The organism is Streptomyces sp. NPDC045955, assembly GCF_056430805.1.
Genome location: NZ_JBWKKY010000005.1, coordinates 396437 through 420824, shown reverse-complemented (window position 1 = coordinate 420824; position 24388 = coordinate 396437). Strand labels below are relative to the sequence as shown.

Genomic DNA, 24388 nt, shown 5'->3' with positions numbered 1-24388 from the left:
GTTCCATTGTCCAGCACCCGGGCGGTCACTCGGCCTGGAGCACCAGCAGCGCCAGATCGTCCGCCGGGGGCCGCGCCCCGAACTCGTGCACCAGCCGCTTGATCCGCTCGGCTATCAGCTGCGCGTCCAGCCCCGCGCACCCGGCCAGCGCCGTCGCCAGTCCGTCCCCGTCGTCGAACTGGCGCGAGCCGGAACGGCGCTCGGTGACGCCGTCGGTCACGCACAGCAGCGTGTCGCCGGACCGCAGCTCGAAGGTCTCACTGGCGTACGTGGCGTCCTCGACGACGCCCAGGAGCGTCTGGGGCTGCGCGGCCGTGTGGACCTCGCCGCCCGCCCCGAGCAGCAGGGGCAGCGGGTGCCCGGCGGAGGCGACGGTGCAGCGGACGCCGCCGTCGAAGGGGACGAGTTCGCCGTACAGCAGGGACAGGAAGCGCGTCTGGGGGCCGTCGCCTGGCGGGGTCGGCCGCGCGCCCGCCGCCACCAGCGCCCGGGCCGCCGCGTCCGCGGCCTCCGTGGCGTCGTCGAGCAGGAGCTGGTTGAGGCGGTCGAGGACGTCGGCGACCCGATAGCCCTCACGGGCCAGCAGCCGCAGCCAGGGCCGGGCCAGGCCGATCACGACGGCGGCCTCGGGGCCCTTGCCCTGGACGTCCCCGACGGCGAAACACCAGCGGCCGTCACCGGCCGGGAACAGATCGTAGAAGTCGCCGCTGGGCCCGCCCTTGTCGCACGGCTCGTAGACGAGGGCGCTGCGCACCCCGGGGATCTCGGCCACGGCGCCGGGCAGCAGTCCGCGCTGGAGTACGGCGCTGATGGTGGCCTGGCGGGCGTACTGGCGGGCGGCGCCGATGGCGAGCGCGACCCGGCGGCTGAGGTCCTCGACCAGGCCGGTGATCTCGTCGGGGAAACCGGCGGACCCGGACCGTCCGATGACGAGGGTGCCCAGCGGGCGTCCGCCGGCGACGAGCCGGTACGCCAGGGCCGAGCCCGGCTCGCCGGGGGCGTCACCGAGCGCCTCGCCGGGCCAGGGGTAGTCGGACGGCCCGGCCCCTGACGGGTCGGACGGGTGCGGTGTGTCCTTCTCCAGGGCCCGGCGCAGTTCCTCGATGCGGTTCTCGCTGCCGTGCCAGACCCGGGCCAGCCGGGGCCCGCCCGCTCCGGCCCCGCCGCTCCAGCCGCCGGCGGTGGCCTCGTCCTCCAGCCACACCGCGCACCAGTCGGCCAGCCGGGGCACGATCAACTGCCCGGCGAGCGCGGCGACCAGGTCCTCGTCGAGCTGTCCGGCGAGGAGGTCGGACGCCTCGGCGAGGAAGGACAGGGCCCCGCGGCCCAGCCAGGAGCCGTCGCGTCCGTCACGGCCGTCGCAGTCCTCGTACCGCTCCCGCCAGTCCCGCAGGTCCTGCCAGTCGCGCAGGTCGCCCGAGCCGCCGCCAGGGTCACGCGGTTCGCGTGCGTCCCTTGGCCCCCTCTCCGGGGCTTCCTGCCCGGGGGGCGGATCCGGCGCCAGGATCTCCGCCACGCGCAGCCCGCGCGCCAGCGCGTGCTCCCCGGCGTACGCCTCGATCTGATCGCCGGCGTCACATCCCCCGGCGGGCAGCCGCGCCCACACGGTCTTCCGGCCCGTGCGGTAGGTGATGCCCCAGGCCTCGGAGAGCGCGCCGACGAGCCGCAGTCCGCGCCCGTACTCCGGGGTGTCGTGCGGCGATTCCGGCTCGCCGCCGCGCGGGGCGCGTGAGGGGTGGTGGTCGGAGACCTCCACGAGGAGCGCGGCCGTGTCCTTGTCGTCGTCTTCCAGCCGGCATTCCAGCTGGACGTCGGTGCCGGCGTGCACGACGGCGTTGGTGACGAGTTCGCTGACGACGAGCAGGGCGTCGTCGGCGAGACGGTCGGTGAGATGCTCGGCGCCGGGCAGGCCGAGTCCGGTCCACTCGTCGATCGCCTCGCGCAGCAGAGCGCGAGCGGAGCCCGGCGCGAGAGAGCTGCCGGGCAGCGTCGCGTACGCCCGCGCACGCTCCATGGCAGGCGCCCCGGAAGCTACGACGGGCGCCTCGGGCCCGAGCGGGGTCCTCTCGGATGCGGCCACGGACGACTCGGAAGCCACCACGGCCCTCCCGGATGCGAGCACGGGCGCCTCCGCCCCGAGCGCCGGCGCCTCGGAAGGCGGCGCACACTCCTCGGAGACGGCCCCCTCGTGCTGGGCCCCAGGCACCTCCGAAGCGTGCGCAGGCGCCTCTGAGGCACGGGAAGCGGTCTCCCGTTGCGTCGGAATGGCCCCCATGGACAGCTCCCCGGGCAGTTCGTACGAATACGCCACAGTCGATGCCGACAGGGTGACAGACTGGCCACGCCCATAAGCGCCGAGTTACCGAAGTGGGCCGTCATGAGTGAGAACAGTGCTACTCCTGTGGTCGAAGACCGGTACGAAGACGGTCAGATTCGTGCATCCGATCTGCGTCCCCTGCTCGCAGCCATGACAGCCGCACGCGACGGCGACTTCACCAAGGTGCCGGAAACCGGCCACGGGATGGTGGCCGAACTCACCGCCGTCTTCAACCAGATCATGGACCGCAGCATCCACTTCACCACCGAGGTGCAGCGGGTCAGACGGGACCTGGTGCGGCACGGCCGGCTCGACGAGCGGCTTTCGGCCAGTCCGGGTCAGGGCCTGTGGACGTCCCGCGTCAACGACGTGAACCAGCTGCTCGACGCCCTCGTCGCCCCGGCGGCGAACGCCACGCGCGTCCTGGACGCCGTGGCCGGCGGCGATCTGACCCAGCGGGTCGACCTGCACGACGGGACGCGGGAGCTACGCGGCGACCTGCGGCGCCTCGGCCGGGCCGTGAACAAGATGGTGGACCAGCTCTCCCTGTTCACCGGCGAGGTGACGCGGGTCGCTCGCGAGGTCGGCACCGAGGGCCGGCTCGGCGGCCGGGCCAAGGTGCAGGGGCTGTCGGGCAGTTGGCGGGACGTGACCGAGGCCGTCAACACGATGGCGTCCCGGCTGACGGCCCAGGTGCGGGACATCGCGGCGGTCACGACGGCGGTGGCACGCGGCGATCTGACCCGCACGGTCACGGTGGAGGCGACCGGCGAGCTGCTGGAGCTGAAGCTGACCGTCAACACGATGGTCGACCAGCTCTCCGCCTTCGCCGACGAAGTGACCCGCGTCGCCCGCGAGGTCGGCACCGAGGGGCAGTTGGGCGGCCGGGCGCAGGTCCGGGGCGTCTCCGGCGTCTGGAAGGACCTCACCGACAACGTCAACTTCATGGCGTCGAACCTGACCTCGCAGGTCCGCAACATCGCCCAGGTGACGACGGCCGTGGCCAACGGCGACCTGTCGCAGAAGATCACGGTCAACGCCCGCGGCGAGATCCTGGAGCTCAAGTCGACGATCAACACGATGGTCGACCAGCTCTCCGCCTTCGCCGACGAAGTGACCCGCGTCGCCCGCGAGGTCGGGACCGAGGGCAACCTCGGAGGCCGGGCGCAGGTCCGGGGCGTCTCCGGCGTCTGGAAGGACCTCACCGACAACGTCAACTTCATGGCCGACAACCTCACCTCCCAGGTGCGCAACATCGCCCTCGTCTCCACCGCCGTCGCCCAGGGCGACCTCGGCAAGAAGATCACGGTGGAGGCCAAGGGCGAGATCCTGGAGCTCAAGTCCACGATCAACACGATGGTCGACCAGCTCTCCGCCTTCGCCGACGAAGTGACCCGCGTCGCCCGCGAGGTCGGCACCGAGGGCAACCTCGGAGGCCAGGCCCAGGTCCGGGGCGTCTCCGGCGTCTGGAAGGACCTCACCGACAACGTCAACTTCATGGCGGTGAACCTGACCTCGCAGGTCCGCAATATCGCCCAGGTGACGACGGCCGTGGCCAACGGCGACCTGTCGAAGAAGATCACGGTCGACGCCCGTGGCGAGATCCTCGAACTGAAGGACACCGTCAACACGATGGTGGAACAGCTGCGCGCCTTCGCCGACGAGGTCACCCGCGTCGCCCGCGAGGTCGGCACCGACGGCCGGCTCGGCGGCCGGGCCCAGGTGCTGGGCGTCTCCGGCGTCTGGCGGGACCTGACGGACAACGTCAACTCCATGGCCGACAACCTCACCTCCCAGGTGCGCAACATCGCCCAGGTCGCGACGGCCGTGGCGCAGGGCGACCTGTCCCGGAAGATCGACGTGGACGCCCGTGGGGAGATCCTGGAGCTGAAGACCACGATCAACACCATGGTCGACACGCTGTCCTCCTTCGCCTCGGAGGTCACGCGCGTGGCCCGCGAGGTCGGCTCCGAGGGGCAGCTCGGCGGCCAGGCCCGGGTCGAGGGCGTCTACGGCACCTGGAAGCGCCTGACGACGAACGTCAACGAACTGGCGTCGAACCTCACCACCCAGGTCCGCGCGATCGCCGAGGTCGCCTCCGCCGTGGCCCAGGGCGACATGTCCCGCTCCATCACGGTCGAGACCCGCGGCGAGGTCACCGAGCTCAAGGACAACATCAACCTGATGGTGGCCAATCTGCGCGAGACGACCCGCGCGAAGGACTGGCTGGAGTCCAACCTGGCGCGCCTGGCCGCCCTGATGCAGGGCCACCGCGATCTGATGGAGGTCGCCGACCTGATACTCCGCGAGCTGACGCCGCTGGTGAACGCCCAGTACGGCGCGTTCTACCTGGCCGATCCGGAGCAGGACGGAGCGACGGTTCCCACCAAGGGGCTCGCCTTCGTCGCCGGCTACGGCGCCGCCCAGGACGCGACCGTCGAGACCGGGGCCCTCCCGGTGCACGGCCTGGTCGCGCAGGCGGCCCGGCAGAAGAAGCGGATCCTGGTCGAGGGCGCCCCGACCGACTACATCAAGATCAACAGCGGCCTCGGCGAGGCGGCTCCCACGACGATCGTCATCATCCCGATCCTCTTCGAGAACAAGCTCCTCGGCGTCATCGAGCTCGCCTCCTTCTCCCGCTTCTCCGACGTGCACCTGGCCTTCTTCGACCAGTTCGTCAACACCATCGGCGTCGCCATCAACACGATCATCGCCAACTCCCGCACGGAGTCGCTGCTCGGCGAGTCCCAGCGCCTGGCCATGCAGCTCCAGGAACGCTCGGACGAACTCCAGAAGCAGCAGGGCGAACTCCAGCGTTCCAACGCCGAACTGGAGGAGAAGGCCGCCCTGCTGGCCACGTCCTCGCAGTACAAGTCGGAGTTCCTGGCGAACATGTCGCACGAACTGCGCACGCCGCTCAACTCCCTGCTGATCCTGGCCCGGCTGCTCTCCGACAACCCGGACGGTCATCTCTCCGACCAGGAGGTGCAGTTCGCGACGACGATCCACCGCTCGGGCTCGGACCTGCTCCAGCTGATCAACGACATCCTGGACCTGTCGAAGATCGAGGCCGGCCGGATGGACGTACGCCCCAAGCGGCTCCCCCTCATCAAGCTGCTGGACTACGTCCACGCCACGTTCCGTCCCCTGACCATCGACCGGGGGCTCGCCTTCGAGCTGGCGGTCGGCGAGGACGTACCGCGCGAGATGTACTCGGACGAACAGCGCCTTCAGCAGATCCTGCGCAACCTCCTCTCCAACGCGATCAAGTTCACCGCGTCGGGCAAGGTCGAGTTGCGGGTCGACCGGGTGAAGGACGCCGAGCACCGATGGGGGTCCGCCCGGGGAGAGGCCGAGAGCGGTGGAGTCCGGGACACCGACGACGTCATCGCCTTCACCGTGTCCGACACGGGAATCGGGATCGCGCCGGAGAAACTCCCCGTGGTCTTCGAGGCGTTCCAGCAGGCCGACGGCACCACCAACCGCAAGTACGGCGGCACCGGCCTCGGCCTGTCCATCAGCCGGGAGATCGCGGGCCTGCTCGGCGGCCGGATCGTCGCCGAGAGCGAACCCGGCAAGGGCTCCACGTTCACCCTGTACGTGCCGGTCGTAAGCCCCGGTCACACGGCGCCCGGACCGGCCCCCGAGGCTCCCCCCGGACCGCCCCCGACTCTCCAGCCGGCCACCGCGGGACCGTTCCCGGCCGCGTACGACACGGACGACGCCTGGCCCTCGCCGGCCAGGCTGGAGACGTGGACGTCCGGCAGGCCGGGCCGGATCCTGGCCGGGCGGCGGGTGCTGATCGTCGACGACGACATCCGCAACGTCTTCGCCCTCACCCACGTCCTGGGCCGCGTCGGCATGACCGTGCTGTACGCGGAGAACGGCCGTGAGGGCATCGAGATGCTGGAGCGCAGCGCGGACATCGAACTGGTCCTGATGGACATCATGATGCCGGAGATGGACGGCTACGAGACCATCTCCGCCATCCGCCGCACCCCGCGCTGGGCGGACCTGCCCATCGTCGCCCTGACCGCGAAGGCGATGCCCGGCGACCGGGAGAAGTCCATCGCCCGCGGCGCCAACGACTACGTGCCCAAGCCGGTGGACATCGACCGGCTGCTGACGGTCGTGTGCGAACTGCTGGACCCGGATGACACGCCGGAACCGGAGGACACGGAGGAGGCCCGACCGTCATGAGCACCGAACGCGCCGGAATCCTCCTGGTCGATGACATGGAGGACAACCTGACCGCCCTGGAGGCCGTCCTGGCCTCCCTCAACGAGCCTCTGATACGCGCCCGTTCAGGCGAGGAGGCGATGAAGGCCGTACTGCGGCAACCGGTCGCCCTCGTCCTGCTCGACATCCGCATGCCCGGCATGGACGGCTTCGAGACGGCCGCCCACATCAAACGCCTGGACCAGACCCGCGACGTCCCGATCATCTTCCTGACGGGCGCGGACGACGACTCGGGCTACGCCTTCCGCGGCTACGCGACGGGCGCCGCCGACTACGTGACCAAGCCCTTCGATCCCTGGGTCCTCAGGGCAAAGGTCGGCGTCTTCCTGGACCTCTACCGCAAGGGCAGAGAGGTGGAGCGCCTGCGCAGGGAGGTCCAGGAGCTCAAACGCCGAGTGGAAACAGGTACTTAGGGGCGCGGGGCTGTGTCGATGTGCGGCTCCGCCGCGTGGGCGCGAACGACCCGCAGCCGCCGACGCATCCCCGCGCCACCCCGGTTACGCCTCGCGAGACCCCTCGTACATCTCCTCGATCAGATGCTTGTACTCCCGCTCCACAACCGGCCGCTTCAGCTTCAGGCTCGGCGTGATCTCCCCGTGCTCCACATCGAGATCCCGCGGCAACAACCGGAACTTCTTGATCGTCTGCCACCGCTGCAGCCCCTCGTTGAGCTGCTTCACGTACCCGTCGACCATCTCCACCGTGACCGGCGAGGAAACGATCTCCTCGTACGACTTCCCCGCCAGCCCGTTCTCCTTCGCCCACTCCGTGATCGCGACCTCGTCGAGCGCGATCAGCGCCGTGCAGAAGTTCCGGTCGGCGCCGTGCACGAGGATGTTGGACACGTACGGGCACACCGCCTTGAACTGCCCCTCGACCTCGGCGGGCGCGATGTACTTGCCGCCGGAGGTCTTGATGAGGTCCTTCTTGCGGTCGGTGATCCGCAGATACCCGTCGGGCGACAGCTCCCCGATGTCCCCGGTGTGGAACCAGCCGTCCGCCTCCAGCACCTCGGCGGTCTTCTCGGGCAGCTTGTGGTAGCCCTCCATGATGCCCGGACCGCGCAGCAGGATCTCCCCGTCGTCGGCGATCCGCACCTCCGTGCCGGGCAGCGGCTTGCCGACCGTGCCGGTGCGGTAGGCCTCGCCCGGGTTGACGAACGACGCCGCCGAGGACTCGGTCAGGCCGTAGCCCTCCAGGATGTGGATGCCGGCACCGGAGAAGAAGTACCCGATCTCGGGTGCCAGCGCCGCCGAGCCCGAGACGCAGGCCCGCAGGTTGCCGCCGAAGGCCTCGCGGATCTTGGCGTACACCAGCGCGTCGGCGACCTTGTGCTTGGCGCCGAGACCGAACGGCACGGACATGGTCCCGGTACGCCGGAAGTTGTCCTGCGCGACCTTGGCGTACTCGCGGGCGACCTCGGCGGCCCACTGGAAGATCTTGTACTTGGCGCCACCGCCCGCACGGGCCTTCGCGGCGACACCGTTGTAGACCTTCTCGAAGATGCGCGGCACGGCCGCCATGTACGTCGGCTGCACCACCGGCAGATTCTCGATGATCTTGTCGACGCGGCCGTCCACCGCGGTGACGTGCCCGACCTCGATCTGGCCGGAGGTGAGGACCTTGCCGAAGACGTGCGCCAGGGGCAGCCACAGGTACTGCACGTCCTCGCCGCTGATCAGCCCGGTCGCGGCGATCGCCTTCGCCATGTACGACCAGTTGTCGTGCGGGAGGCGCACGCCTTTGGGGCGGCCGGTGGTGCCGGAGGTGTAGATGAGGGTGGCCAGCTGGTCCTTGGTGATCGCGCCGACCCGCTCCTTGATCAGGTCGGGATCCTTCTCCAGCCGGGCCGCGCCGCGCTTCTCCAGCTCGTCCAGGGTGAGGATCCAGTCGGCGGTCTCGACCCCGGCCGGGTCGACGACCACGACATGGGTGAGGTCGGGCAGCTCGGCGCGCTTCTCCTGCGCCTTGGCCAGCTGCTCGACGTTCTCCGCGATCAGCACCCGGCTCTCGGAGTCCGAGAGGATGTAGGCCGACTCCTCGGCGTTGGTCTGCGGATACACCGTGGTCGTGGCGGCGCCGGCGCACATGATGCCGAGGTCGGCGAGGATCCACTCGATGCGGGTGCTGGACGCGAGGGCGACGCGCTGCTCGGACTGCACGCCGAGCTCGATGAGCCCGGCCGCGATGGCGTAGACCCGCTCGGCGGCCTGCGCCCAGCTCAGCGACTTCCAGTCGTCCGGCCCCTGCCCCGAGGACGCGGGCACCGGATAGCGGTAGGCCTCGGCGTCCGGCGTGGCGGCCACGCGGTCCAGGAAGAGGCCCGCCACGGACGGCGGACGGTTCTCGATCAGTGTCTGTGTGTCGCTCACGACATCCTCCGGGGCCCGCGACGGCGCGGCTGGCTCAAATGCGGCTGGTTTTCACTCACGAGCTGCTGTTCGCGAGCCTTTGTTTAACTCACGAGTAACTATCGAGCAGGGATCAGAGTAAAGGCCGACCGGCCCCGGCGTAAGGGTCCGCGGCCTGTCACTTCCTACAGAGAGCTACCCCGCGTACGCACAGGGCCCGCCGCACTTTCGCACGACGGGCCCCTGTTCTACCCGGTTTGCCGTGTAACCCGCGGTAATCCGTGATTACTTCTTGCCCTTGCCCGACCCCGCGCTGTCATCGCTCGACAGGACGGCGATGAACGCCTCCTGCGGAACCTCCACGGAACCCACCATCTTCATCCGCTTCTTGCCCTCCTTCTGCTTCTCCAGCAGCTTCCGCTTACGGGAGATGTCACCGCCGTAGCACTTGGCGAGGACGTCCTTGCGGATGGCGCGGATGGTCTCGCGGGCGATGACCCGGGAGCCGATGGCGGCCTGGACCGGCACCTCGAAGGCCTGCCGCGGGATGAGCTCCTTGAGCTTCGCGACGAGCCGCACGCCATAGGCGTACGCCTGGTCCTTGTGGGTGATCGCCGAGAACGCGTCGACCTTGTCGCCGTGCAGCAGGATGTCGACCTTGACCAGGCTGGACGTCTGCTCACCGGTGGGCTCGTAGTCGAGCGAGGCGTAGCCGCGGGTCTTGGACTTCAGCTGGTCGAAGAAGTCGAAGACGATCTCGGCGAGGGGCAGGGTGTAGCGGACCTCGACCCGCTCCTCGGAGAGGTAGTCCATGCCGAGCAGGGTGCCGCGCCGGGTCTGGCACAACTCCATGATCGAGCCGATGAACTCGCTGGGCGCCAGGATGGTGGCCCGCACGACCGGCTCGTAGACCTCCGAGATCTTGCCCTCGGGGAACTCGCTCGGGTTGGTGACCGTGTGCTCGCTGCCGTCCTCCATGACGACGCGGTAGACCACGTTCGGGGCGGTCGCGATCAGGTCGAGCCCGAACTCGCGTTCCAGTCGCTCACGGATCACGTCCAGGTGCAGCAGGCCGAGGAAACCGACGCGGAAGCCGAAGCCGAGGGCGGCGGAGGTCTCCGGCTCGTAGACCAGCGCGGCGTCGTTGAGCTGGAGCTTGTCGAGGGCCTCGCGCAGCTCCGGGTAGTCCGAGCCGTCCAGGGGATAGAGGCCGGAGAAGACCATGGGCTTGGGGTCCTTGTAGCCACCCAGCGGCTCCACGGCACCCTTGGACTGGCTGGTGACGGTGTCACCGACCTTGGACTGGCGGACGTCCTTCACGCCGGTGATGAGGTAGCCCACCTCGCCGACACCGAGACCGTCGGACGCCAGCATCTCCGGCGAGTTGGTGCCGATCTCCAGCAGCTCGTGCGTGGCACCGGTGGACATCATCTTGATGCGCTCACGCTTGTTGAGCTGCCCGTCGATGACACGGACGTACGTCACCACGCCCCGGTAGGAGTCGTAGACGGAGTCGAAGATCATGGCGCGCGCGGGGGCGTCCTTCACGCCGACCGGAGCGGGGACCTGCTCGACGACCTTGTCCAGCAGCGCCTCGACGCCGAGCCCGGTCTTGGCGGAGACCTTGAGCACGTCGTCGGGCTCGCACCCGATGAGGTGGGCGAGCTCCTCGGCGAACTTCTCGGGCTGCGCGGCCGGCAGGTCGATCTTGTTCAGCACGGGGATGATCGTGAGGTCGTTCTCCATCGCCAGGTAGAGGTTGGCGAGGGTCTGCGCCTCGATGCCCTGGGCGGCGTCGACCAGGAGGATGGTGCCCTCGCATGCGGCGAGTGATCGCGAGACCTCGTAGGTGAAGTCGACGTGCCCCGGGGTGTCGATCATGTTCAGGATGTGCGTCTTGCTCTTGTCGTGGGACGGGGCCCACGGGAGTCGCACCGCCTGGGACTTGATCGTGATACCGCGCTCACGCTCGATGTCCATGCGGTCGAGGTACTGAGCACGCATCTGCCGCTGCTCGACCACTCCGGTCAGCTGGAGCATCCGGTCGGCGAGCGTGGACTTGCCGTGGTCGATGTGCGCGATGATGCAGAAGTTGCGGATCAGAGCCGGGTCGGTACGGCTCGGCTCGGGCACATGGCTAGGGATCGCGGGCACGCAGGGTCCTGATTCTTGAGGCGTCCGCAGTGTCTGCGGTCTCGGGTCGGATCGGATCGATACGTAGCCTCCATGGTCCCACGGGTGGGGACCATGGACGGGTTTGGGCCATGAATGAGCCCGCTGGTACCGTGGGGGGCTGTGCCTCATGCCCTCTCGCAGGAGGCACTCCTCAAGAAATCACCCGGTACAGGACCGTGCGGCACTCGTGCGGCCCCGTGCCAGAACCTGAGAAGGCTCATTCGTGGCGAACATCAAGTCCCAGATCAAGCGGATCAAGACCAACGAGAAGGCGCGGCTGCGCAACAAGGCCGTCAAGTCCTCCCTCAAGACCGCGATCCGCAAGGCCCGTGAGGCTGCTGCCGCGGGTGACGTCGAGAAGGCCACCGAGTACCAGCGCGCTGCCGCGCGTCAGCTCGACAAGGCCGTCTCGAAGGGCGTCATCCACAAGAACCAGGCTGCCAACAAGAAGTCGGCGCTGGCTCAGAAGGTCGCCGCGCTCAAGGGCTGACGTCTGATGTGACGCCGGAGGGAATCGAGCGGGCCCTCTCTCATCCGCTCCCGTCCGGCACCCCGCGGGTCCGCGCGCGGCCTGCGTTCGCCACGCGGGCGCGGATCCAACAGCTTGAAGCGAAGGCCGGGTGTCCTCCTGTTCCCCATGGGAGGGCACCCGGCCTTCGGCCTGTTCAGGACCAGAACTCGTTGTTCTTGTCGATGTCCTCGACACACTCGTCGAGGTCGGTGACCTTGTCCCCGACGATCCGGAAGATGATGCAGCCGGTGTCGTCCAGGTGCTTGCCGTTGCGCTCGGCCGTGAAGCGGGTCATGCCGACCGCGTGGCCGCGGCCGTCGACAGCGACGCCTATCAGGTCGGCACGCGCCGTCCCGTTGGTCTCCGCTCCGAGCCGCTCGTACATCTCGATGATCGAGTCCACCCCTTTGAAGTCGCCCGACAACGGGTGATCTCCGGGCACGTGGTGTGTGGCGTCCCCGGCGATCAGCCCGCGCAGGGTGTCCATGTCACCGCGCGAGAAGGCCTCGAATCCCTTGCGGACCAGCGCTGCGTGCGGGTGCTCAGCCATGGCCTTCGCCACCTCTCCGTCGCTTGGCGGGTACGGCTGACACTCCCGATTCTCCCTCCGGATGACTCTCGCGGCGCAGTGGGGAGATGAACGCGGACGACGGGGCGGACGGCGGAGCTCAAGCGGCGCGGCGTGGTCTTCGAGGAGGTCGATGTGCCCGGCTTCCGCACGGTGGGCGGGATCGCCGAGGTCGAGGGGGACTACCCGAGCAAGGGCGCCCGGGGGGGAGCGCGGCGCCTGGTTCCACGACAGCGAGGGGAACCTGCTGGGGATCGAGCCGGTCTACTGAGACACCCTCCAGGGCCAGCTCGGCCGGCGGATGCCTATCCGCGTCCCCTGGAGCGAGCCGCCCGCGCGATCGTGACCACCGCCTTCTCCAGGGCGTACTCGGGATCGTCCCCGCCGCCCTTCACGCCCGCGTCCGCCTCGGCCACCGCCCGCAGCGCCACCGACACCCCGTCCGGGGTCCAGCCCCGCATCTGTTGCCGCACCCGGTCGATCTTCCACGGCGGCATGCCCAGCTCCCGCGCGAGATCGGCCGGACGTCCGCCACGCGCCGACGACAGCTTCCCGATCGCCCGGACGCCCTGTGCCAGCGCGCTCGTGATCAGCACCGGCGCCACCCCGGTCGACAGCGACCAGCGCAACGCCTCCAGCGCCTCCGCCGCACGCCCCTCGACCGCCCGGTCGGCGACCGTGAAGCTCGACGCCTCGGCCCGGCCCGTGTAGTACCGCCCGACGATCGCCTCGTCGATCGTCCCCTCGACGTCCGCGACCAGCTGCGAGACCGCCGACGCCAGCTCCCGCAGATCGCTCCCGATCGCGTCGACGAGGGCCTGGCACGCCTCCGGCGTGGCGGACCTGCCCACCGCCCGGAACTCGCCCCGCACGAACGCCAGCCGGTCCGCCGGCTTCGTCATCTTCGGGCAGACCACCTCGCGCGCCCCGGCCTTGCGGGCCGCGTCGAGCAGCCCCTTCCCCTTGGCCCCGCCGGCGTGCAGCAGCACCAGGGTGATCTCCTCGGCGGGCGCCCCGAGATAGGCCTTCACGTCCTTGATCGTGTCGGCCGACAGGTCCTGCGCATTGCGTACGACGACGACCTTGCGCTCCGCGAACAGCGACGGGCTCGTCAGCTCGGCGAGCGTGCCGGGCTGCAACTGGTCCGGGGTCAGGTCCCGTACGTCCGTGTCGGCGTCGGAGGCCTTCGCGGCGGCCACCACCTCCTGCACGGCACGGTCGAGCAGCAGCTCCTCCTGGCCCACGGCGAGCGTCACGGGGGCGAGAGGGTCGTCATTCGCAGTCTTCCTGGCCATCGTGACAAGCATCCCACGCGGCACTGACAACCGGGCCGGACGGTTCTTGAGGGGCCTACGGTTCCTCCCGCCAGCCCTCCCACTCACCGGCGAACCGGTCCAGCTCGCCGGGATCCAGCCGCTCTTCCTCGTCCCTCAGGACGACCAGCCACTGCGCGTCCTCGGCGTCGTCCTCACCGGCCAGCGCGTCCCGCACCAGCCGCGGCTCCTCGACGACGCCGAAGCGCTCGGCAAGCGCCTGCACCACCTCTTCCGCCGCGTCCCTGTCGGGCAGCACCAGCACATGTCGCACATCACTCACGCCGGCCATTGTCCGACACCGGCTCACGAGCCGGCCGCTCAGCCCTTGCGGACGACCTGCACGTCGAGGTTGACCTTGATGCTCGGCCCCACCACCGCGATGCCGCGGGCCAGCATCGTCTGCCAGCTCACCGTGAAGTCGTCCCGGTGCAGTTCGGTCGTGGCCCGGCAGGCCGCCCGCACCTCGCCCTCCATGCCGTTGCCCAGCCCCAGGTACTCCGTGTCCAGCGTGACCGTGCGCGTCACGCCGTGCAGCGACAGCGCCCCCGTCACCGCCCACCGGTTCCCGCCCTTGTGCACGAACCGTTCGCTGTAGAACTCGAGGGTCGGGAACCTCGCGACGTCCAGGAAGTCCGCCGACCGCAGATGGTCGTCACGCATCTTCATGTTCGTGTCGATGGACGCCGCGTCGATCACCACGTGCATCGCCGACCGCTCCAGCGGCTCGCCGAGCCGGATGACGCCCGCGAAGGACTTGAACTGGCCGTGGATGCGGGCCATGCCGATGTGCCGCGCGGTGAACCCGATCGAGGAGTGCGCCGCCTCGATCTCCCAGTCGCCGGGCTCGGGCAGCTCCGGCGGCCGGGCCACCTGGAGCGTCACGTCACCGAGCGAGGCGAGCGAGTTCTCGGCGACCTGCGTGGTCGCCCGGTACGGCGTGTACCCCTCGGCCGACACCGCGATCCGGTATTCCCCGGCGGGCACCGTCGTCATGAACGACCCGAAGGGGTCCGCTCCCCCGCTGACCACCGGACGCCCCGCGGCGTCGGTGACCGTGAACTCGGCATGCCTCACCGGCTCGTTGACCGGGTCGAGCACGCGGCAGGCCAGCACGCCGGCGCTGGGCGGCGTCAGCACCGCCGCCAGGGGGCCCGTCCGTTGCACCCGGTTGGTTCTGTTTCCCAGCCAGCGGCCGATCATCTGGACACCTCGTCCGACTCGAAGTCAGCGGTTTGATCACTGTTCACCGGAGAGGCATTCGACCACCGATGAGGCTTTCGAGGCAACACGGGACCACATCACGGGAATCCAGCACTTGTGCTGGGACTACGCACGAGTAGCACCCATGTGGGCCAAGTGGGGTGTCTGGCCCCTCTGCCCCTTCTGGTCCTGCCGCTCCCGGCCCGCGCCCGCGGCCCGGATCAGCCGTCCTGGCCGGTGCCCCGAACCGTCGGCACCGAGCCGAGCTCGATCCCGAACCGCTCCCGGTACACCCCGAGCACCTCCTCGTCCGTCCCCAGCTCCCGCTCCTCCCGGGTCCCGTCGGCTCCGGTCACCGTGAACCTGCGGCCGCTGAGCGTGATCCTCCCTCCGTCCTCCGTGACCCGTGAGCAGACCAGCGACCGCGTGAAGTGCGAGACCGGCGACGTGCTGTGCCACCACGCCCCGGCCACGAAGTCCCCGAGCACCCGCGGCCGTACCTCCAGGCGGTACTGCGGTCTGCCGTCGCGGATCACGTCCAGGTCCGCCGCCTCCACCGTGTCGTGCCCACCGCGCACCCCGGCCGCGTCCGGCTGCGCCTCGACGATCCGGAACGTGCCCCCGGGGTCTTCCTGCTCTCCCCGCTCCCCGAACGCCAGCGGCAGGTGGCTGTGCGCCCCGAACCCGACATCGGCCAGCCAGTCGCCCCCGTCCACCGTCCGCACCCGCAGCGCGAGATGGTCGTACGGGATGCCGAGCCGCTCCCCGTCCCCGTACACCCGCCCCGCGAGCAGCGCCACGTCGTACCCCAGCGCGGCGAGCAACGCCCCGAAGGCGCCGTTGAGTTCGTAACAGAACCCGCCCCGCCGGGCGCCCACCACCTTGTCCAGCAGCCGCTTCTCCTCCAGCACGATCTCCTCGCCGAGATGGATCGACAGGTTCTCGAACGGCACGGATCGGAGGTGGCACAGATGCAGTTCGCGGAGCACGTCGACGGTGGGCCACGCCGGGTGATCGACTCCCAGACGGCGGAGATAGGCGTCAACCTGTGCTGAGTTCATGCCCTCAGTCTCGCGCCACCCTCAGCTTCCCGCCCCCTCCTACGACCGCCAGCGCGCCGTCCCGGTCCGTCCGCAGCACCATCGCACCCCCGGCGCGCAACGCCGCGACCGTGCCGGGCGCCGGATGCCCGTAGCTGTTGCCGGCGCCGCAACTGATCAGAGCCAGCCGCGGGGCCGCCCGACCCATCAGGCCCGGGTCCTGATACGCCGATCCGTGATGGGCGACCTTCAGCACGTCCACGCTCTCCAGGGACTCGGCCACCGGTGATCTCGCCAGCGCCCGCTGGGCCGGGGGTTCGAGGTCCCCGAGGAGCAGCAGGCGCAGTCCGGCCGACCGGACCAGCATGGCGACACTGGCGTCGTTCGGCCCCTCCGGCGCCGGGTGGGGCGGGAGGGCCGGGAGCACCTGCGGATGGGGGCCCGGTGGAGGGGCCGGGAGCCGGCCTGATGGAGGGCTCGGGGGCGGCCACACCACCTGCCAGGACAACTCCCCCGCGCGGCGCTGTTCCCCGGCGGCGGCCCGCGTCACGGGAACCCGCCGGGCCGCCGCGTGTCTGCGTACGAACGCGGCCTGGTCCGCGGGCTCTTCGAAGCCGGTCGTCTCGATCCCGGCCACCGCCCGCCCGCGCAGCACACCGGGCAGGCCCGCCACGTGATCGGCGTGGAAGTGGGTGAGCACGACCAGCGGGATCCTCGTGATGCCGAGTGAGCGCAGGCAGTGGTCGACGAGCTGCGGATCGGGCCCCGCGTCCACCACCACACCGGCGCCCCCGCCCGCCGCGAGCACCATGGCGTCGCCCTGCCCCACGTCGCACATCACCAGCCGCCAGCCGGGCGGCGGCCAGCCCGTGATCACCCGGGTCACCGGTGGGGGCTGCACCAGCACCAGCACCAGCACCAGGCCGCAGACCCCGCACCACCAGGGATGCCCGAGCAGCCGCCGCCCCACGAGCAGCACGACCAGCGTCACGGCCGCGAGCAGCGCCGCACCCGCCCAGCTGCCCGGCCAGTCCACTCCCGCTCCCGGCAGCGCGGCCCCCGTACGGGCGACCTCCGCGATCCACTCGGCCGGCCACCGCGCGCACCACGCCAGGGCCTTGCCCACGGGCATCGCCATCGGTGCCGTGGCCAGCGCGGCGAAACCCAGCACCGTGGCCGGAGCGATCGCGAACTCCGCGATCAGGTTGCACGGCACCGCCACCAGGCTCACCCGCGCCGACAGCACGGCGACGACGGGCGCGCACAGGGCCTGCGCGGCGGCAGCGGCCGCCAGCGCCTCGGCGAGCCGCGGCGGCACCCCGCGCCGTCGCAGCCCGGCGCTCCAGCGCGGCGCGATCGTGAGCAGGGCGCCGGTGGCCGCGACGGAGAGCAGGAACCCGTAACTCCGCGCCAGCCACGGGTCGTACAGCACCAGCAGCAGGACCGCCGTCGCCAGCGCCGGGACGAGTGACCTGCGACGGCCGGTCGCGAGGGCGAGCAGCGCGACGGCTCCGCAGGCGGCGGCCCGCAGCACGCTCGGATCCGGTCTGCACACGACGACGAACCCGAGGGAGAGCACGCCCCCGAGCACGGCGGTCGCCCGCAGGGAGACCCCGAGGCGAGGCGCGAGCCCCCTCCGCTCGACGTGCTGCGCCAGGCCCGGCGGGCCGAGCAGCAGGGCGAGCAGGATCGTGAAGTTGGCCCCGGACACCGCCAGTGTGTGGGTGAGGTCGGTCTCCTTGAAGGCCTCCTCCAGCTCCGGGGTGATCCGCGAGGTGTCCCCCACGACCAGCCCCGGCAACAGTGCCCGGGCATCAGCCGGCAGCCCGTCGGTCGCCTCCCTCAGCCCGGCCCGCAGCCGCCCGGCGAGCCGCTGAGCGGCCGAGGGTTCCCCGACCACGTCCGGTTCCGCCCGGCCCCGGACCCGCAGCACCGCAGCGATCCGGTCACCGCCTGTCATCGCGGGAGCCAGCCGCGCGCTGACCCGCAGCCGCGTCGACGGCAGCAGCCCCATCCACGGCGACCGCCCCGGCCCGCCGGCGGCAGACCGCCCGCCTTCGACGGCCCCGGTCGCGGGGGCCGACCGCCCGCCCCCCACGCCCCCCGTGGCCTCATCCGCGGGTGCCGGCCGCCCGTCCTCGGCCGTCCGGCCGGCCGGCCCCAAGTCGACGATCATCAGCACCGGCGTCCGCGTCCCCACGGTCGCGCCGCCGGCCTCCTGCAGGCGCCGCACCTCGGCCTCGATCAGCAAGGCGGTCGGAGCGACGTGATCGCCCCGGACCTTCGGCCGGGTGAGCCGGGGATCGGAGGTCAGCTCCACCTCGGCGGTCGCCGTCGCGTACTCCCGCGCCAGGCCGGGCACAGGTCCCCGGCGCAGATCGGCCCCGTGCAGCCCGGCCGAGGCGGCAGCCGCGGCCACGCACAGCAGCACGGCTGCGGCCGAAGCTCGCGGCCAGGAGGCCCATCCCGCCCGCCGGGCGAGCGGCAGCAGGCCGACGACGGCCAGACAGCCGGCCACGATGCCGAGGACCCACCCCGGCGGCGCGTCGAGCACCAGCGCCGCCGTGCCCCAGGCCGCCAGGGCGGGTGGGACGAGCCGCAGGTCCGTGGGTCCTTCCTGCCGTGGACGGGAGCTGCCCAGCCGCTTACCGGAGGAGGCGTGCACGGACGAACGGGCGGGAGAGGCGGACCCGGCGGGAAGGACCGACCCGCCGGTGCAGGCCTCAGGCGTCGACTCGTCCTGCCGCGCCGGCGGCTCATGGGCCCTCCTCATGGCCGTACGAGGTTCCGCAAATCGGCGAAGCGGCGGTCGCCGATGCCGTTCACCTCACGCAGCTCGTCCACCGATCGGAAGCCGCCGTGCTGCGTGCGGTAGTCGATGATGTGCTGCGCCAGCACCGGGCCGACCCCTGGCAAGGTGTCGAGCTGGTCGGCGGTGGCCGTGTTGAGCGAGACGGGAGCCCCCGGCATCACACCGCCCGCCCCCACACCGCCCGTTCCCCCGGCAGCCGTACCGCCCGTCCCGGTCCCCGCCCCGGTGCCCGCAGCGGGAGCCGGTGCCCCGACAATCACCTGCTCTCCGTCCACGAGGAACCGGGCGCGGTTGAGACCGTCGGTCTTCGCGCCGGGCTTCACCCCGCCCGCCGCGCGCAGCGCGTCCGCGACACGTGAGCGCTGCTGCTCGTAGGGGGCTGCCGCGCGCACCACCTCGGGTGGCCGCACGGACTGGGTCCGGCCCGCCCAGAAGTGCTGCACGGCGAAGGCCGCGGCGACGACGAGAACCACTGTCAGCGCGAGCACGCTCCGCGGCTCCAGGCCACACCTCGCCTGCAACCACACGGGCATCCGCTCCCGCACCGCGAGCCCGGCCCGCTCCCGCCAGGCCCCTTCCCGAAGACGGCCCTCCCCGTCGGCTGTTCCGGCGCCCGCCCCACCGTCGACACCGACATCGACACCGACGGGGACACGGACGGACTCCGCATCAGGTTCCACACCGGCTTCCGCGATGGCCCCCGGCCGATCCAGTCCGTGCCCAGCACGTCCTACCGCAACCGTCTCCTCGGGCGGGCCATGCCCCGACTCCCGCCGCTCCCCGGCCCCTTCGGCATGCTCGCCGAAGAGCGCCTCCGCGCGTCGGCGGAGTTCCTCCGCCGAGGCCTGACGATGCCGTGCCCGGCCGCGCGCGACAGGCCGGTGGCGACGGTGGCGGACGCGGCCGTCGGACGCCGGTCCACGGCCCGGCCCGCTGGTCGCAGTCGCTGTGCGTGAACGTGATCGAAGTGCCATGCGACGAGGATCGGCCACCTCGGCACACTCGCGATGATCTTGGTCAATTCCCGGGGACAACAGCCGGCTTGTGGATAACGCGGCCACTCACACGGGTGATCAGAGGCCGCAGTGTCCCGCCGTGACCGTTCACTGCGGCGAAACCACGACCCCCAGCAACCCGGGCCCCGTGTGTGCGCCGATCACCGCCCCGACTTCGCTGACATGCAGATCGGCGAGCCCGGGCACCCGTGCCCGCAGCCGGTCGGCGAGGGCCGACGCCCGGTCCGGGGCGGCGAGATGATGGACGGCGACGTCGACCCGGGCGCTGCCCGCACGCTCGGCCGCGATCTCCTCGAGGCGGGCGATCGCCTTCGACGCGGTCCGCACCTTCTCCAGCGGTTCGATACGGCCGTCGGCCAGTTGCAGCAGCGGTTTCACCGCGAGCGCCGAGCCCAGCAGGGCCTGCGCGGCACCGATACGGCCGCCGCGGCGCAGGTAGTCGAGAGTGTCGACGTAGAAGTAGGCGGACGTGCCCGCGGCCCGCTTCTCCGCGGCCGTGACGGCCTCGTCCATGGTGCCGCCCGACTCCGCCGTCTCCGCCGCGGCGAGCGCGCAGAAGCCGAGCGCCATCGCGATCATGCCGGTGTCCACCACCCGCACCGGCACCGGCGCCTGCCGCGCGGCGACGACGGCCGCGTCGTACGTACCGGAGAGCTCGGCGGAGAGATGGAGGGAGACGATGCCGGTGGCGCCGGACTCGGCGACCTTGCGGTACGTCTCCTCGAAGAGGACAGGGCTGGGCCGCGAGGTCGTCACCGGGCGCCGCTTCTGCAAAGCCTGGGCGAGGGCGCGGGTCGAGATCTCGGTGCCCTCCTCCAGCGCGCGGTCGCCGAGGACGACGGTCAGAGGTACCGCTGTGATGCCATGGCGCTCCATCGTCCGGGCCGGCAGGTAGGCCGTTGAATCGGTGACGATCGCGACATGGCGGGACATGAGCTGGAGGTTACCTGCCGTAGTGCCCGTGCGGCAGCCCGGCCCCCGCGCCTTGTGACGCGAGTGGCCGGATCAAGTGGTGCTCTCGGGGCGGGGCTTCTTCTGCCAGGGGTAGGTCGGGCGCGGTCCCGCCGGGCTGATGGCGGGCCGTGCCGGCTCGTGCGCCGGGCTCGGCTGCGGGGTCTCCGGCCAGGTCTGCCCGGCCGTGGCGGCGTCGGCGGCGGGGGCCTCGGGCCACGGCCTCGCGGCCGGCTCCGGCTTCTGCGAGGCGGCGGGCCGGGACTCCGGCCCCGTCGTCCAGTGCCGCAGCGCCCCGGCCTCCATGTCGATCTGGGCGCTGAGCGTGTCCAGGTCGTCCCCCGCGAAGCGGTGGGCGCGGTCGCGGGCCGCCCAGCGCAGGGCGTCCGCCGACTGTGTGATGCGGTCGGCGCGCTCACGCAGCTCGGGCAGCCGCTCGGTGAGCGTGGCGCGGTCGGGCTCGGACTCCAGGCGTTTCAGCTCGTCGTCCAGCTCGTGGCCGTGCGCACTGAGCCGTTCGAAGAGGCCGACGGACTCCTTCAGGGACTCGTCCTCGGCGACGGCCGCGTGCAGCGCCTCCTGGGTGGCACGCATCGACGTACGCAGTTTCAGCCGGAGTTGGGCGAGCTCCCCCGCGGCGCCCGGCTGGGCGAAGGACTTGGCGCGCAGGGTGTGGTCCTCGACCGTGCGGCGGGCCTGGGTGAGGCCGCGGTCCACGCCGCGCTTGGCGGCGCCGACCACCTTCACCGTGGCGTACGCGCCCAGCCCGAGAAAAAGTACGAAGAGCAGGGCGAATACTGCGATCACTGCTTCCACCGGCTCCTCCTCGGGGCGTCTCGGGACATCTCACGCCGCTCTTCAACGGTAAACGCAACAGGCAGGCCCGGAGTTCCAGAAAAACCCCGAACCTGCCCGTAGGGGACCACCCCGAGAGGGTTCCGCGGTGCCCGGCGCCTACGCGGGAACGATGTTCACCAGCTTCGGCGCCCGCACGATCACCTTCCGGATCCCGGCCCCGCCCAGCGCGGCGACGACCTTCTCGTCGGCCAGGGCGACCTTCTCCAGCTCGTCCTCGGCGATCGACGGCGGGACCTCCAGCCGCGCCTTGACCTTGCCCTTGATCTGTACGACGCAGGTCACGGTCTCGTCGACCACGTACGCCGGGTCGGCCACCGGGAAGTCCTGGTGGACCACCGAGTCCTCGTGTCCCAGCTTGCGCCACAGCTCCTCGGCGATGTGCGGGGCCAGCGGGGCGACCATCAGCACCAGCGGCTCGGCGACGGACCGCGACACCGGCCCGCCCGTCTTGGTCAGGTGGTTGTTCAGCTCGGTGACCTTGGCGATGGCGGTGTTGAACCGCATGCCCTCCAGGTCCCCGCGCACGCCGTCGATCGCCTTGTGCAGGGCGCGCAGCGTCTCCTCGTCCGGCTCGGCGTCGACGACGGTCACCTCGCCGGTCGCCTCGTCGACGATGTTGCGCCACAGCCGCTGCAGCAGCCGGAACTGGCCCACGACCGCGCGCGTGTCCCAGGGCCGGGAGACGTCCAGCGGGCCCATCGCCATCTCGTACAGTCGCAGCGTGTCGGCGCCGTACTCGTCGCAGATCTCGTCCGGAGTGACCGCGTTCTTCAGGGACTTGCCCATCTTGCCCAGCAGCCGGGAGACCTTCTCGCCCTGGTAGTAGTAGGCGCCGTCGCGCTCCTCCACCTCGGCGGCCGGCACCGCGATGCCACGGCTGTCGCGGTAGACGTAGGCCTGGATCATTCCCTGGTTGAACAGCTTGTGGAACGGCTCGGCCGAGGAGATGTGCCCCAGGTCGTACAGCACCTTGGACCAGAAGCGCGCGTACAGCAGGTGCAGCACGGCGTGCTCGGCGCCGCCGACGTACAGGTCGACACCGCCGTGCGGCTGCCCCTCGCGCGGGCCCATCCAGTACCGCTCGATCTCCGGGTCGACCAGCTGCTCGCTGTTGTGCGGGTCCAGGTAGCGCAGCTCGTACCAGCAGGAACCGGCCCAGTTGGGCATGGTGTTGGTCTCGCGCCGGAACGTGCGCGGACCACGGCCGTCGCCCAGATCCAGCGTGACGTTGACCCAGTCCTCGTTACGCGACAGCGGCGTCTCGGGCTGGGTGTCGGCGTCGTCCGGGTCGAAGGTGCGCGGCGAGTAGTCCTCGACCTCGGGCAGTTCCAGCGGCAGCATCGACTCGGGCAGCGCGTGGGCGATGCCGTCCTCGTCGTAGACGATCGGGAAGGGCTCGCCCCAGTAGCGCTGACGGCTGAACAGCCAGTCCCGCAGCCGGAAGTTGACGGTGCCCTCGCCGATGCCGGACCGCTCCAGCCACTCGGTGATGCGCGTCTTGGCGTCGACGACCCCCAGGCCGTCCAGGGAGACGCCCTCCCCCGTGGAGTTGACGATCTTCGCGTCGTACGACACGAAGGCGGCGTCCCACGTCGAGGTGTCGGTGCCGCGGCCGTCGGTCGGCTCGACGACGCAGGTGATCGGCAGCTCGAAGGCGCGCGCGAACTCGAAGTCACGCGTGTCGTGTGCCGGGACCGCCATGATCGCGCCGGTGCCGTAGCCCATCAGCACGTAGTCGGCGATGAAGACCGGGATCTGCTCGCCGTTGACCGGGTTGGTCGCGTACGCGCCGATGAAGACGCCGGTCTTGTCCTTGGCCTCGGCCTGCCGCTCCACGTCGGACTTGGACGCGGCCTGCGCACGGTAGGCGGCGACGGCATCCCCGGGGGTCGCGTGGCCGCCGGTCCACACCTCGTGGGTGCCCTCCGGCCAGGCGGCCGGGGTGAACTTCTCGACCAGCGGGTGCTCGGGCGCCAGCACCATGTAGGTGGCGCCGAACAGGGTGTCCGGGCGGGTGGTGAAGACGGTGATGCGCTCGCCGTCGATGGGGAAGTCGACGCGGGCGCCCTCGGAGCGGCCGATCCAGTTGCGCTGCTGCAGCTTGATGGCCTCGGGCCAGTCCAGCTCCTCCAGGTCCTCCAGCAGCCGGTCGGCGTAGGCCGTGATGCGCATGTTCCACTGGCGCAGCTTGGCCTTGAAGACCGGGAAGTTGCCGCGCTCGGAGCGGCCGTCGGCGGTGACCTCCTCGTTGGCCAGCACCGTGCCCAGCCCGGGGCACCAGTTGACCGGCGCGTCGGAGGCGTAGGCCAGCCGGAACTCGCCCAGGACGTCGGCCTTCTCGGCGGCGCTCAGCTCGCTCCACGCGCGCGTGTGGCCCGGTACGGGCCGCTCACCCGACTCGAACTGCCCGATCAGCTCGGAGATCGGACGGGCCTTCTTCGCTTCGTGGTCGTACCAGGAGTTGAAGATCTGCAGGAAGATCCACTGGGTCCACTTGTAGTACTCCGGGTCGATCGTGGCGAACGACCGGCGGTTGTCGTGGCCCAGGCCCAGCCGGCGCAGCTGGGACTTCATGTTCTCCATGTTGGCTTCGGTGGACGCGCGCGGGTGCGTGCCGGTCTGCACCGCGTACTGCTCGGCGGGCAGGCCGAAGGCGTCGAAGCCCAGGGTGTGCAGGACGTTGTGGCCGGTCATGCGCTGGAAGCGGGCGAAGACGTCCGTGGCGATGTAGCCCAGCGGGTGGCCGACGTGCAGGCCCGCACCCGAGGGGTACGGGAACATGTCCATGATGAACTTCTTGGGCTTGGCGACGGTCCCCTGGTCGCCCGCCAGGTCACCCTTCGGGTTGGGCGCGCCGTAGGTGCCGTCGGCGTCCCAGAAGTCCTGCCAGCGTGCTTCGATCTCGGCAGCCGTCGCGGCCGTGTAGCGGTGCGGCGCTGCCACCTCGGAGGCGGCAGCGGGGTTCGTCTCGCTCATGATCCTCAAAGCTCCATCGATCGTCTCTGCCTGCGGCTGTGTCGTTCGAGAAACGAAA

General features: G+C 71.0%; 16 protein-coding genes and 1 pseudogene. 4 read left to right on the top strand and 13 right to left on the bottom strand.

All coding sequences use genetic code 11. The features are described 5' to 3' along the window. Positions 1-25 precede the first annotated feature (25 nt). Complete coding sequence (locus AC07F0_RS13390) at positions 26-2014, bottom strand: SpoIIE family protein phosphatase (protein ID WP_478978042.1); 1989 nt, start codon at positions 2012-2014, stop codon at positions 26-28. A 453-nt stretch (positions 2015-2467) separates the two neighbouring features. Here AC07F0_RS13390 and AC07F0_RS13385 point away from each other — a divergent pair, with 453 nt between their 5' ends. Further along, positions 2468-6517 (top strand): HAMP domain-containing protein, encoded by a 4050-nt coding sequence (locus AC07F0_RS13385; protein ID WP_478978039.1) that lies wholly within the window; start codon positions 2468-2470, stop codon positions 6515-6517. Beyond that, positions 6514-6969 (top strand): response regulator, encoded by a 456-nt coding sequence (locus tag AC07F0_RS13380; protein ID WP_436730551.1) that lies wholly within the window; start codon positions 6514-6516, stop codon positions 6967-6969. Before AC07F0_RS13385 ends, AC07F0_RS13380 begins: the two co-directional genes overlap by 4 nt. A gap of 84 nt (positions 6970-7053) precedes the next feature. Here AC07F0_RS13380 and AC07F0_RS13375 read toward each other — a convergent pair whose 3' ends face one another. Together AC07F0_RS13375 and lepA are read right to left on the bottom strand one after the other, a co-directional pair. Beyond that, entirely contained in the window at positions 7054-8928 is a 1875-nt protein-coding gene (locus AC07F0_RS13375) for an AMP-dependent synthetase/ligase (RefSeq protein WP_478978036.1), read from the bottom strand. Between the two features lie 264 nt (positions 8929-9192). Further along, the gene (lepA, locus tag AC07F0_RS13370) at positions 9193-11061 is read right to left on the bottom strand and encodes a translation elongation factor 4 (protein ID WP_436730549.1); all 1869 of its coding nucleotides are present in this window, start codon (positions 11059-11061) and stop codon (positions 9193-9195) included. Between the two features lie 244 nt (positions 11062-11305). Between lepA and rpsT the strand changes: the two genes are divergently transcribed. Beyond that, positions 11306-11572: a 30S ribosomal protein S20 gene (rpsT, locus tag AC07F0_RS13365; RefSeq protein ID WP_010042013.1), complete on the top strand. Its 267-nt coding sequence runs from the start codon at positions 11306-11308 to the stop codon at positions 11570-11572. Between the two features lie 175 nt (positions 11573-11747). On the opposite strand, the gene AC07F0_RS13360 is transcribed toward rpsT, so the two are convergent. Then, on the bottom strand, positions 11748-12143 hold the full coding sequence (locus AC07F0_RS13360; RefSeq protein WP_436730548.1) for a nuclear transport factor 2 family protein: 396 nt from the start codon (positions 12141-12143) through the stop codon (positions 11748-11750). Positions 12144-12254: 111 nt separating this feature from the next. Here AC07F0_RS13360 and AC07F0_RS13355 point away from each other — a divergent pair. Then, positions 12255-12432: pseudogene (locus tag AC07F0_RS13355) on the top strand (VOC family protein); the annotation flags it as partial. Positions 12433-12466: 34 nt separating this feature from the next. On the opposite strand, the gene holA reads toward AC07F0_RS13355, so the two are convergent. The 9 genes from holA to leuS all read right to left on the bottom strand — a co-directional run bounded on the left by holA (position 12467) and on the right by leuS (position 24330). Beyond that, positions 12467-13456, bottom strand: coding sequence for a DNA polymerase III subunit delta (gene holA, locus AC07F0_RS13350; protein ID WP_478978033.1), 990 nt, complete (start codon positions 13454-13456; stop codon positions 12467-12469). Between the two features lie 55 nt (positions 13457-13511). Then, a complete protein-coding gene (locus tag AC07F0_RS13345; protein ID WP_306967019.1) occupies positions 13512-13757 on the bottom strand; it encodes a ubiquitin family protein in 246 nt (81 codons plus the stop codon). Positions 13758-13795: 38 nt separating this feature from the next. Continuing rightward, positions 13796-14677 (bottom strand): YceI family protein, encoded by an 882-nt coding sequence (locus AC07F0_RS13340; protein ID WP_478978031.1) that lies wholly within the window; start codon positions 14675-14677, stop codon positions 13796-13798. A 221-nt stretch (positions 14678-14898) separates the two neighbouring features. Further along, the gene (locus AC07F0_RS13335; protein WP_478978028.1) at positions 14899-15738 is read right to left on the bottom strand and encodes an arylamine N-acetyltransferase family protein; all 840 of its coding nucleotides are present in this window, start codon (positions 15736-15738) and stop codon (positions 14899-14901) included. Between the two features lie 4 nt (positions 15739-15742). Then, positions 15743-18490, bottom strand: a complete 2748-nt coding sequence (locus AC07F0_RS13330; RefSeq protein WP_478978025.1) for a ComEC/Rec2 family competence protein — start codon at positions 18488-18490, stop codon at positions 15743-15745. After that, positions 18487-19503, bottom strand: a complete 1017-nt coding sequence (locus AC07F0_RS13325) for a ComEA family DNA-binding protein (protein WP_478978022.1) — start codon at positions 19501-19503, stop codon at positions 18487-18489. Before AC07F0_RS13325 ends, AC07F0_RS13330 begins: the two co-directional genes overlap by 4 nt. A gap of 129 nt (positions 19504-19632) precedes the next feature. Further along, positions 19633-20478 carry a DegV family protein gene (locus tag AC07F0_RS13320; protein ID WP_436727042.1) on the bottom strand — a complete coding sequence of 282 codons (846 nt, stop codon included), beginning with the start codon at positions 20476-20478 and terminating at the stop codon, positions 19633-19635. A 72-nt stretch (positions 20479-20550) separates the two neighbouring features. After that, entirely contained in the window at positions 20551-21312 is a 762-nt protein-coding gene (locus AC07F0_RS13315) for a hypothetical protein (RefSeq protein ID WP_478978019.1), read from the bottom strand. Between the two features lie 138 nt (positions 21313-21450). Next, the gene (gene leuS, locus AC07F0_RS13310; protein WP_478978016.1) at positions 21451-24330 is read right to left on the bottom strand and encodes a leucine--tRNA ligase; all 2880 of its coding nucleotides are present in this window, start codon (positions 24328-24330) and stop codon (positions 21451-21453) included. Between the last annotated feature and the right edge of the window lie 58 nt (positions 24331-24388).